The following is an 11,683-nucleotide window of genomic DNA, read 5'->3' on the forward strand; positions in this document are numbered from 1 at the left end:
GAAAATTGAAATTTATTTGATAAGAAATTCCGAGAGTCAGTGTTTATTTTTTTTATAAACTCACCCATTTTGCTCCATTCACTTTGATCGTTTTCTTTTCCTTTTGATGAAGGATTTCCACGTTTTTTTCAGATGCCAGATTAAAATGGATTTGTCGGACTAAACCCTCTGTGAAATGGATTTGAAGCTTACCTTCTACCTCTCGGACTTTACAATTGTACCCGACCAATTCGCCATTGGCCCGTTCAACGACAAAGGCATTTGTCAATACGGTCTCTTCCATACATTTAAAGTGCTCATGAACATCGTTGTCCTGACTGTTTCCTTTAATCCAATCCGAAATCATGTCTACATACTGCTCACCCAAAACGTAACTATGGTGCTTTCTTTTGAGAGGGTGATAATGTCCTGGGTTATAGACATCGAGATTGGCTTCATGAATAGGTTCGGCTGTTTGAATCACAGGAACATAAGGGTTAGGAACAAAGGCCCATCGCAAATCTCCGCTTTGAAAATCAATGACCTGCACAGAACTTCCCAAGGCATTAAATGTCTGAATCAGCCAATCTTCATCTCCTGTCAACAAATACGCGTAATATGTGGCATACGTCCTCCAGGAAGTCCAGCCGTGAGGAGAATTAAACATATTGGGTTGAATATATACATCGTATTGTGATTCCCAGAATCGCAAAGTAGCATTGCGCTGACGACTGTCGGGAATCAGCAATTGTGTCAAACTTCGATGCCCTTTCAAGAGTTTCAGAGCCGCTTGAGCATAGCGTTGCTTTTCCGCTTCTTTTTGTTGTAAAAGCGCAAACTTTGCCAGTTGTAAGGCCGAGCATGAAATCATCCCATCTTCATAGGTAAGCTGGCCTTCCGTATCGATATTATCCCCACTAGCCACCAACTCATCCATGGCCGCTTTTACCGATGTATAGTGCCTTTGATAGGCTTTTTTCCATTTCCGGTCTTTTTTACCAAGTTCTTTTTCTACTTCAAATAGCTCCATAATGCTTTTGGCGGGATAAATCACACTGGTGTAATGCGTGTTCCCCGCGCGGTAAGAGCCGTCTTCCGCCTGTGCATGGTTCAACACCCAATCAGCTAACCCGGATGCCTTTCGAAGACTTTCAAAATCTCCCGTGGCTTGGTAACGGTCCACCAATACACCGATCATCGTAGTCGTATTCTGAATTCTGTGGGCAATTTTGATAGGCTCCAATTTCTGCTCATCGTACAATTGCGGAAAGATATTTTGAAAGCGCACTTCGGTCTTTGTCAAGAACGCTTGATCGGGATCGTATTTTTGAGCCAAATACAAGGTATATAATCCATACCAGGTTTCGCAATGGGTAGTCGCCCTGGCCGGATATTTAATAGCAGCTTTACGGGCCTGGTTCAAATACCAATGCCAAGGATTCCTAACAGAAATCATCGCTTCGGATTGCTTACCGTTTTCGGAAATTGCCGTCAACCGGTACACCCCCGGTTCATCCTTCCCTTCAAATGTCCAGCTATCGTTTGCAGACAAAGCGGCTTCTGTTGACTTACCCGAAGGGCTTACAACTCTTAACTTACAAGCGGCACCGGAAATAACCTTTACTTTCGCCTGCTCGCCTTGGGCAATGGTGGTCCTGTCTATTTGTAAAAAGGGGGCTGAAGTCAACGTTGCCAAGGTTTCAGGAACTTGTTCCAATTCCCGAACCGGCTTTAAATAAATGACCCAGCTTTTTTCTTCACCCGGCTTCAATTGATACAAGTTTTGCGGATGCCTGTCGGGCAATGGCAACGCATTGATTAAGTTTAGGTTTAAAGAAGTAATCCTGTGTCCATGCCATTGATACCCCGGCTCTCCCCATGACATAGTGAATTCATTGCTCCAGGCAGCGATGGGATCGGGAGAAGCAATGTTTAATACCCGGCCATCAGGTGCCATGGCATAGCCCCAAAAATGCGTTTTTTCGCAACGTAATGTATTAGGAAAAAACTTATGGTTCCAATCCGGATATTTTTCCATATACGTATTCAAGCCCATTCTCAAGCCCAAAGTTTGCGGTTGGACGGGTGTATATCCGGTATTTTTTACGGTAGCGACCACTGCCGGGGTATGATGAAGGTCTTGAAACTCAATGGAGAATAACAAACCTCCTTCACTTCCTTGAAATTTTAATCCTGAAGTGTGACGTACTTGTACAAAACTTGTATCCTCCTTTTCCAAACTGGCAAACCAGGAAGGCCCTGCAAACTCACCAGATTGGAATGGAATTGTCTTTTTACCGGTTTCACCTTTTGTATCAAAGGATACAATCTGGCCTTTTGCATTTATAGTAAGCTGATACTCTTCGCCTTTTAACCAATAGGTTTTACCTTGCGCTCTTAAATCACTCGTGATCAAACACAAAAACAGGAATAAAAATAGGTATCTCATCATTACAATTGTCTTTTTTTTAAAAAAGGGATACTTGCCTTTTAGGGGCAAATATCCCATAGGGGAAACTGTTATATTTCAATTCATTAAAGTGGCTATATCTCTTTTCACTAATAGCCTTCGTTCTGAATCACTTTTCCTTGTCCTTCATTGATGATGCCTTGAGGTACAGGAAACAATACTTTATAGCTTTCCGGCAACGCTCCGGGAACTCCCTGGGCTTTTTCAAGAAATTTTCCGTGACGAATCAGGTCTTGTCTGCGATAGCCTTCATTAAATAATTCATGTCCCCGTTCCAACAACACCAAATCATTGAACGCTTCCAAAGATGCATAATCAGCTAATGCTACCGGATCCAATTGGGCTCGCACTCTCACCTGGTTTACCAGGTCAATACATTCCTGATCAGGCGCTCCTGCTACATGGGCTTTTGCTTCGGCTAACGACAACAAAACATCTGCATACCTGAATACAATCCAATCAATCGCACTGTTTGCACCAACTTGTGCAGGGTCTTCACCATATTTCATCGGGATGGCCCCTTTTACAAAATGCGCACCCGGATTATCCCGGTCAAAATGGCCTCCGTCTGTTCCCTCATATTCGCTGATGATTACCTCCAGGCGAGCATCCTCGTCTTCGAAGGTATCATAAAAGCTCCAAGGCATCCGGTACCCCGACCATTTTTGAATATTGGTATTGTTGGTAGGGAAATTATAAGGCAATACATGTGCATGCCACATTTGCCCCCAGTTTTCATTACAAGGCACTGCATAGATGATTTCCTTATTTCGAACATTTTCCAGGGTAAATACGGATGCATAGTCGTCCATTAACTCATATCCCATAGCAGTCAGTTGTTCGGCTACTCCCACTGCTTCGCTCCATTTTTTCTCATGCATATACAATTTTAACATCACCATTAACACAGTACCTTTGGTAAAGCGTCCCCAATCTTGTTCTTCATAAGATAATGGAAGTTCACTCACTGCATCTTTCAAATCTGTTTCGATATAACTCACCATCCACTCTTTAGTGGGCCGCTCTATGATGACTTCCTCTTGTGGGTTTTGCAATACTTCCAGCGGGGCTACGGTAAAAGGTCCGTACAAATCATATATCATAAAAGCCAACCATCCTCTAGCGGCTTTCAACTCAGCCACATAGCGTTTTTTCAATTCTTCATTCATCTCTACCGGCTCCATACGATTGAGGGTAAGCGTAATGGCACTGATATGATTATAGCGATTGTAAAAACTGGTAACGGAATTAGTAGTAGGTAACCAACGGAATTCATCAATGGTTGACCAGGAGCCTCCATCTCCCCATTGGCAATCCATCACATCGGTGGCCATTTCCGTAAATACCGGATATCCTCCCTGAGTAGTGGAAAAAATGGCTCCCCAGCCAGTGGCACTAAACGGTGAGTACATAGCAGTGACAGCGGCCGTTACATCCTCTTCAGCCTTATAAAAGGTTGAGGGAGAAATTTCATTATAGACTTCCGGTTCCAAGCCGTTGTGGCAGCTAAAAGCAAAAAAACTAATGACAAGATATATGATTATTTTTTGAATTTTTTTCATCTCATTTTCTGGTTTAGAAGGTTAAGTTTACTCCAAAGGTTAAAGTCCGCTGGTTGGGGTAACCCGCCATGCTATCGGTTTCCGGGTCCAAACCGGAATAAGGCGAGTTAAGCCATACATTTTGGGCATCTACATAAATCCGGGCATTGGATACCGCGCCTTTAAATAAGGTATTGGGTAAAGTGTAACCTAATGTGATATTTCGAAGGCGGATAAACCAGGCTTTTTCATAAAAGTAATCTCCGGCACTGTAACTGGAATTTGCCTGAAAACTGGAAGGTATATCCGTTTGAGTATTGTCATGAGTCCAACGGTCTTTTACCAAATCCATCATGTTTGATCCGTCCTTTAGGCGAAATGACTCCGTAGCATAAAAACTTCGGGTATCATTAATTTTGTAGCGGTCAAACATTCCGTAGAAACTCAAACCCAGGTCAAAATTTTTGAATGTAAAGTGATTATCGAATCCTACGTAAAAGCCTGGATCTTCTGAACTTAAAAGTACGACATCCGCTTGATCAAGACGCCCATCAGGCTGACCCGAATACAAAAAGCGACCGTTTTCATCCACCACCGGGTTTCCTTCTTCATCTCTCAAAAAGCCATTCAGGTCTTTTAGTTTGATTGTTCCCGGAATAGCTCCCGGCATATGCGGCACGTCTTCTCCCTCTTTCACCAAGCCATCAGAGACGTATTTATAAATCGGACGGATCGGGTCATTTTTACCTTCGTAAATAGAAGGTTTCCAATGGGCATCTCTATCTTTCCATTTGTCCTTGTAAGCCGCAAAATTCACCGTAGTCGACCATTTGAAGGTACCGTTATCAATGTTACGGGAATTCAATGTCACTTCCACCCCCTTACTTTGCGTTGATCCGGCATTGGACGGAATCCAATTTACTTCGTGGTAGGATAACAAAGGTTTTTTGACTAGCAAATCAGAAATAACTTTATTAAACACATCAATCGAACCCGTGATCCGGTCGTCATAGAAACCAAAATCCAGCCCCAGGTTAACTTCCGAAGTGGTTTCCCATTTCAAATCCGGGTTTTCCAAGCGACTTGTATACACTCCTGTAGACTCTGTATTTCCGAACGGAAAGTTAGCTCCGGTAGCAAAGGCAGAGTTGGCATTGTATACAAAATTGGAATTACCAGTCTGCCCATAACTTAAGCGCAATTTCAAATTCGAAAGCCAATTTTTGGTAGAAGCCATAAACGGTTCATTGATCACTCGCCAACCAAGGGCAACGGAAGGAAATAAGCCCCATTTGTTATTTTTGGAAAAAATTGAAGCTCCGTCAGTCCGTAAAGTAGCCGTTAATAAATACCGGTCTTTAAACGTATAGTTTACTCTTCCGAAATACGAGGCAATCATATCTTTACCACCTTCAGAACCCACTCCCGGCTTTTCGGCTTGCCCGCCACCCAGATCATGCCATAGAAAAGCATCCAATAAGAATTTTCGGTTGTTGGCAGAAAAACCACTAAAATTAAACTCTTGATACGAATACCCCGCCATTACGGTAAGATCGTGGTTTTCGTTCAACGTTTTGGAATAGGTGGCTACCAGGTCAAACAAATAGTCTGTTTTACTTTTTTGGGAAATAGACGCTCTTCCTCCTTCCCGCTCACCATACAAGGTCGACTTAGGCAAATAGGTATTGCGTATTGCCAGGTTGCGATCCATTCCCAGGTTCATTTTCACCCTCAAACCTTCAAAAGGTTTTACCTCCACATAAGAATTCACAAACCACTTTTCCATTTCGCTCACGTCTGTAATATCCAACAATGAAACGGGGTTAGGCAAATACGATTGGTTGGGGTCCAAGAGGTAATGGCCCTCTTCGTCCTTGATGGCAATGGTCGGGTTAAACTGTAAAGCCGAACGAATAATGGAGGAATTCTCAAACTGCCCGGTACCTAAGGGTACATTATCATTGGTAATTTTACTTCCTGTAGCCGAGACCCCGACCGTTAAGTACTTTCCAATGTTTTGATCGAGGTTAATCCTTCCGGTAAAGCGTTTGAAATTATTATTCTCTACGATACCCTTTTGGTCGAAATAGTTTCCGGAAATCAGATATTTCGTATTTTTATTTCCTCCTGAAACCGTCAAGTTATGCTGTTGAATACTTCCCGGGCGTAAGATTTCCCCGATCCAATCGGTTCCTTTACCGGCTTCTGTTATTTCTTGCTCGGAAAACCGGGGCACAAAAGCAGGCGCTGTCCCCGGATCAGTGCTCCCATAAGGAGCAATGGTATTTTGCTTAAGCCAATCTTCTTTCAGATAACGGTTAGTTTCTTCCATATACTCTCCGGCAGAGAGCATGTCCCAACGTTCGCTGAATTTCTGCACGGAATAAGATCCGTTGTACTGAACGGACACTTTCCCTTCTTTCCCTCTTTTGGTGGTAATCAATATCACACCGTTTGCCGCTCTGGCTCCGTAAATTGCCGTTGAACTGGCGTCTTTCAAGACTTCAATCGACTCAATATCTTGGGGGTTGATCATGCTCAAAAAGCTTTTTGTCCCTCCACTGTATCGGTTGCCACTGCCAGGCTCTTCAAAATTGGATACGGGAAACCCATCTACAACGACAAGCGGAGCATTGCTGGCATTGACAGAGCCCGCACCCCGGATCAAAATATCCAATCCTCCACCAGGTTGGGCACTGTTTTGTACGATTTGCAGCCCAGCCGCCTTACCGGAAAGCATATGTCCTACCGAAGTATTGGCAGCCATGGGAAGCTCTTCGGCCTTTACCGAAGCCACCGATCCGGTCAGATCACTTTTTTTCATCGTACCATATCCCACCACTACCACTTCATCCAGTTGTGAAACATTTGGTTCCAAAACTACATTCATGGACGTTTCCTTTGTTACTTCCACTTCTTGGGTAATGTACCCGATGTAGCTGAATGAGAGAATACTCCCCACCGGAGCATTGATTTTGTAGTTCCCTTCAAAGTCAGTTGTTGTTCCCTTAGTCGTTCCTTTCACCAAAATAGTCACACCTGGTAACGTTAACTTTTCATCTGATGAAGTAACTTTCCCGGAAACAACAACCTCTTGCAGAGGGGAAATTTCCTCAGTGATGACGATACCGTGAGTAGAAGGATTGACCACAATGGTAGAGTTGATCCGCTTGAATTGTAATTTCCCTTGTTGAGCCAACAGAGTGAGCAACTCTTGCAAGGACGTATTTTTGGCTTTGGTGGAGATCCGTACTTTCCGGTCCAGGCTTTGGGTTTTGTATAAAAAATTAAACCCGGTGCGTGCTTCAATTTGGGTAAAAGCATCTTCTAAAGAAGCATCGTGCAAGCTGACGGAAAGCTTAACTTCTTTGATACTTTTTTGTCCTTCGGTTTTATTTTTTTGGGCATTCCCAGGGTTGGCCAGTAGTATTCCTGCGCATAAGCAATGCAAGATGAGGCCATAAAAGGTCTGTCTAGACATAGCAATGACTTGTCTGAGTAAATTCACTTTCATATATTTAAACTGTTTTGGTGGTTATTAAATCACGAAACAAATGTTGAATTAGCCCTTGCAGCCGTTCCCCAACGATAGTCAAGGGCTAATCCTTTTATTCACAAGTACTTATCCTGTATTCATTGTATACATGACTTTTAGTTAATAAATAATCACTTTTTCATTTTGAATCTTATAGTGTAAATGCGTTACCTCTGCAATGGCTTGCATCACGATTTCCAAGCGTTCATTGGAAAACTTTCCCGTATAAAGCGCTGTAAAATCGTCTTTGCCTTGAATTTCCACTTCAATTCCATACCACCTCTCCAACTGATCTTTAATATCGCTAAGCGAAGCTTCTTTAAAATACATGACGTCATCTTTCCAACTAAATACCGATTCGTAATCAAAACCTGTATGTTTCGTTATTTCCGCTTGCACTTTGTTATAATTAGCAATTTCATGAGGTTTTAAGAGTACGGAATCTCGTTGATTCCCCCTTGAATTTACCAAAACACTTCCCTCAAGCACAGCAACCTGAATCTCTTCTTCTTCTTCGTAGGCATTGATATTAAAAGAGGTACCTACCACAGTCGTCACTACATCCCCGGTAAGAATCCTGAAAGGCCGTTGGGAATCTTTGGCGACCTGGAAAAAAGCCTCTCCCTGTAATTTTACGACTCGTTCTTCCGGCGAAAATTTATTGGGAAACCATAAACGGCTATCACCATTGAGCTTGACCTTCGTTCCGTCATAAAGGATAAATGTAGCTTTACGACCTCTGGGGTTGTACTTTTCGATCATCGTTACCGGTGACGTCCCCTCTGAAAATGCCTGATCATTTTTATATTTCCGGTAAACCAGAAAGGTAACAATAAATAGTAAAGCAATACTGGCGGCTACACTCAACCAATGAATACGGTTTGCTTTCCGGTGAATAGGATATACGGGAACTGTACCGGGCCCTTTTCTAAAAGCGACTGATTGAATGGTCTGTACGGCTGAATCAATCTCCTCATCACTTAGTTGTTCTTTCTTCACCACTTGTAAGGAAAGTAACAACCCTTTTGCCTCTTTCAGCAAGTGTTGCTTTTCCGGGTATTGAATAAGCCATTCTTCCCAAAATTCTCTGGCAATCGCATCCTCTTCCAGTATCCAAGCTTGAAAACTTTCATCTAACACTAATTGCTCAACGGATGTATATTGGTCTGGTGACATGAATCGTTTGGTATTTGCTTGATTGGCATTTACCAAAGAGATACGGAAGCCCGCTTAGCGTACTGTATTTTTTTGATTTTTTTTCAAAAAAAATTCACAACACAACATATTTCACTAATTTATGATAGCGCCTTATTTATGTGGTACACGAATATATCAATCTCCTCTCAGTACGCCAAATCTACTTTTTTAAGTTCCTACAGTACTCAGCTCGAAGTGTTTCGATTACATTCATTTTTTCCGTATTGATGAAAATGTTTTAAATTTCAGGTATTGAAGTGGTTTACACGTATAGTTTTTGACCGAACATGGAATCAACATCGGCTCATCAAGGCACTTTTTGAAGAGAATAGCCAAAGCTACTGTTGAGAAAAGTAACACGGAAGAGGCGTTTTTGAAACATTTTTCAGCAAAAAGAAAAAGTTGAACTTCACTTCATTCATTGATTATTATCCCACAAAATCCCTGAAAAGGAAGCTATAATTTTAAAATTAGAACATGACAAGCATTAGTATTTACCAGAGAGAAAGTACACAAGCATTAAACTTTCGAGAAAAAATTGTGGAAGGCTTAAAAGTATGGATGGTCATTAAACCTCTTCAGTTTCTATTTAGACGATCTATGGAGAATCACACTATAGAATTGCAAAACTCTCAAAAAGGGACTGTTGGGTATGACATTTACCAATTGTTAAAAAAGCATGACTTGAAGGTGATTCCAAAATTTGAAAATCATGATTTAAAACATTTGATTCTTGGATATGGTATGTCTTCAATAGATGAAATCAGAATGCAAATGTATCTACTCGGAAATGGAAACTACAGCATATTCTGTCTTCTTTTTGCTGCATCGGGAATATTGTTTCCAAAAGCATGGAGTTCATTTTACCAAGACTATAGAAAAGGAAAAAGTGCACCTTCAATATTGGACTTATCCATTCATGATTGTAAGGTAAAAAAAACTAAAGAATTAAAAAATACCTACAATAAAGTCTATCTTAAGTAGCGTGTTCGGCGGTAACTAAGAGCAATTGTAAAAGACAATTAATTGTATTTTTCATATACGTTAGTCAGACAATGAAGTGGTTTAAACTTATAGTTTTTGACCGAAAATGGAATCAACATCGGCTCATCAAGGCACTTTTTGAAAAGAATAGCCAAAGCTATTGTTGAGAAAAGTAACACAGAAGAGACGTTTTTGAAACATTTTTTAGGAAAAAGAAAAAGTTTAATTCACTTCAATCTATAAAGCCTATGACAGAGCCAAGTTTAGAAGAAATGATGAGATATATGAATGAGGGCAAAATTCAAATGTTATATCTATCACTCATAATCTACAGTTTACTCTTCGGAATAACATGCCTTATTATTTTAAGAAAATACTTTGTTCCTGATAGTTATACAATATTTCCAAAAGCGATACTTGCCTTATGTATTGTTGGCTATTTGTTTTTTGTTAGCTATAGATTATACACCTATAAATATGGGAAGAATCAATCTCCATGGGGTGGAGGGATATATCTTGCATATTATGAATGTATAAAATGTAAAAGTTTGCATGGTGGAATATATGGAAAGGGACCGACAAAAAGTGTGATTTTTGATAAAAAGAGTATTCATAAATGGAAAGCTTTAGAAAAAAGAAGTTTGATGCTGAATATGATATAAGAAGTAACTTACAGTAATTGCTTACACTCACCTACTTCTGAAAACCCGCAAGGACTTTCATGTTTGGTATGTACTTACAAAAGTGTGTTAACCCACACTACTACTCATAGCCAAGGCGGTTATGTATAATTGTAACCACTAAAAAGGAATGCAAGAACAAAATCAAAAACAACTCTTGAATTGAAAGGAAAACCAATTGGCGGATGGTTATGGGTAATTATGATAAACATAATTGCTAGTAGACTTCAGATTCTCATAAGTATCATAACCACTATAGAAGAATTGCTTGCTGACGATTGGAACCTGTATTTTCAAACAACAGACGAGCGGCTTCCAATACGCATGAATATTTACGTCTATTTTATTCTCTCAATGGTAATCGGACTTATAATTACTATTTGGAGTCTTGTGAGCTTCTTTCAACGAAAAAGGAAGTTCACATCAATTTTTATGGGATTACTTGGATATTTTCTATTAACTGGAGTATTGAACCGGGCAAACTAGGAAATCCATCCTATTTTACTACATTTACTCCCGGATGTAGTGCCCTTCAACAAATCACCAGGTCCGTTTAATAAGATTATTGGCATTCATTAAAAAACATGAAAACAGAAGAAAAAAAACTGGATAACCCTGTCTGGAATTCTTTGAACGAAACACATAACAATTTTTCGATAGAATATGAAGGTGTAAAATTTTATAGACCGGAATATTGCCCTTTTGGAGGTTTTACAGCCTTAGAAAACGCCTCCGAAAGTATAAGTAAATATGCTAGTCTAATTAATAGCTTTTATGTAGTTGGAGAAAAACCAGAATACAAAAACGAACTCACATTAAATAAGAATTTAGTTTGTCAGCAAATGATTTTGGAAAAGCCTATCATACTTGACATAAATGAACAAATTGTCGAATTAAAAGCTGATATTCAAAAAAAAGATTTGTTCAATCTGGTCAATGTAGTTCAACCGGGTTATTTTAATCATAAAACATCCGATTTAGGGAAATACTTCGGGATATATAAAAACAATGAACTTGTTGCAGTAACAGGTGAAAGGATGAAAATGAATAAATATACGGAAGTGAGTGCTGTGGTCACGCATCCTCATCATACCGGAAAAGGTTATGCCAAACAGTTAATACAGCATACTACACAACATATATTCAATGAAAACAAGCTCCCTTATTTACACGTTGCCGAGACAAATGTTGGAGCAATTAAACTATATGAAAACTTAGGATTTGTAAACAGACGCAAAATAAGCTTTTGGAATTTTGTAATAAATTAAAAAACGGAATCCCAACAATGGCACGCAAC

Annotated in this window: 8 protein-coding genes; 4 read left to right on the forward strand and 4 right to left on the reverse strand. The window is 40.3% G+C overall.

From position 1 onward, the window contains the following. Positions 1-52: 52 nt before the first annotated feature. From AAG747_RS04650 to AAG747_RS04665, 4 genes are all read right to left on the reverse strand, one after another. Positions 53-2,431: a hypothetical protein gene (locus tag AAG747_RS04650; RefSeq protein ID WP_346819969.1), complete on the reverse strand. Its 2,379-nt coding sequence runs from the start codon at positions 2,429-2,431 to the stop codon at positions 53-55. Positions 2,432-2,538: 107 nt separating this feature from the next. Further along, complete coding sequence (locus tag AAG747_RS04655) at positions 2,539-4,011, reverse strand: RagB/SusD family nutrient uptake outer membrane protein (protein WP_346819970.1); 1,473 nt, start codon at positions 4,009-4,011, stop codon at positions 2,539-2,541. A gap of 13 nt (positions 4,012-4,024) precedes the next feature. Then, on the reverse strand, positions 4,025-7,504 hold the full coding sequence (locus AAG747_RS04660) for a SusC/RagA family TonB-linked outer membrane protein (protein WP_346819971.1): 3,480 nt from the start codon (positions 7,502-7,504) through the stop codon (positions 4,025-4,027). Between the two features lie 141 nt (positions 7,505-7,645). Further along, the gene (locus tag AAG747_RS04665) at positions 7,646-8,701 is read right to left on the reverse strand and encodes a FecR family protein (RefSeq protein WP_346819972.1); all 1,056 of its coding nucleotides are present in this window, start codon (positions 8,699-8,701) and stop codon (positions 7,646-7,648) included. 498 nt (positions 8,702-9,199) lie between these two features. Here AAG747_RS04665 and AAG747_RS04670 point away from each other — a divergent pair, with 498 nt between their 5' ends. The 4 genes from AAG747_RS04670 (at position 9,200) to AAG747_RS04680 (ending at position 11,654) form a co-directional block, all read left to right on the forward strand. Next, positions 9,200-9,706 (forward strand): hypothetical protein, encoded by a 507-nt coding sequence (locus tag AAG747_RS04670; protein ID WP_346819973.1) that lies wholly within the window; start codon positions 9,200-9,202, stop codon positions 9,704-9,706. Positions 9,707-9,954: 248 nt separating this feature from the next. Then, the gene (locus tag AAG747_RS04675; protein ID WP_346819974.1) at positions 9,955-10,368 is read left to right on the forward strand and encodes a hypothetical protein; all 414 of its coding nucleotides are present in this window, start codon (positions 9,955-9,957) and stop codon (positions 10,366-10,368) included. A 180-nt stretch (positions 10,369-10,548) separates the two neighbouring features. Next, positions 10,549-10,872, forward strand: coding sequence for a DUF2569 family protein (locus AAG747_RS29180; protein ID WP_430300549.1), 324 nt, complete (start codon positions 10,549-10,551; stop codon positions 10,870-10,872). Between the two features lie 98 nt (positions 10,873-10,970). Continuing rightward, positions 10,971-11,654 carry a GNAT family N-acetyltransferase gene (locus tag AAG747_RS04680; protein ID WP_346819975.1) on the forward strand — a complete coding sequence of 228 codons (684 nt, stop codon included), beginning with the start codon at positions 10,971-10,973 and terminating at the stop codon, positions 11,652-11,654. Positions 11,655-11,683 lie beyond the last annotated feature (29 nt).

The sequence above is a fragment of the Rapidithrix thailandica genome, assembly GCF_039710355.1.
Lineage (GTDB): Bacteria > Bacteroidota > Bacteroidia > Cytophagales > Flammeovirgaceae > Rapidithrix > Rapidithrix thailandica.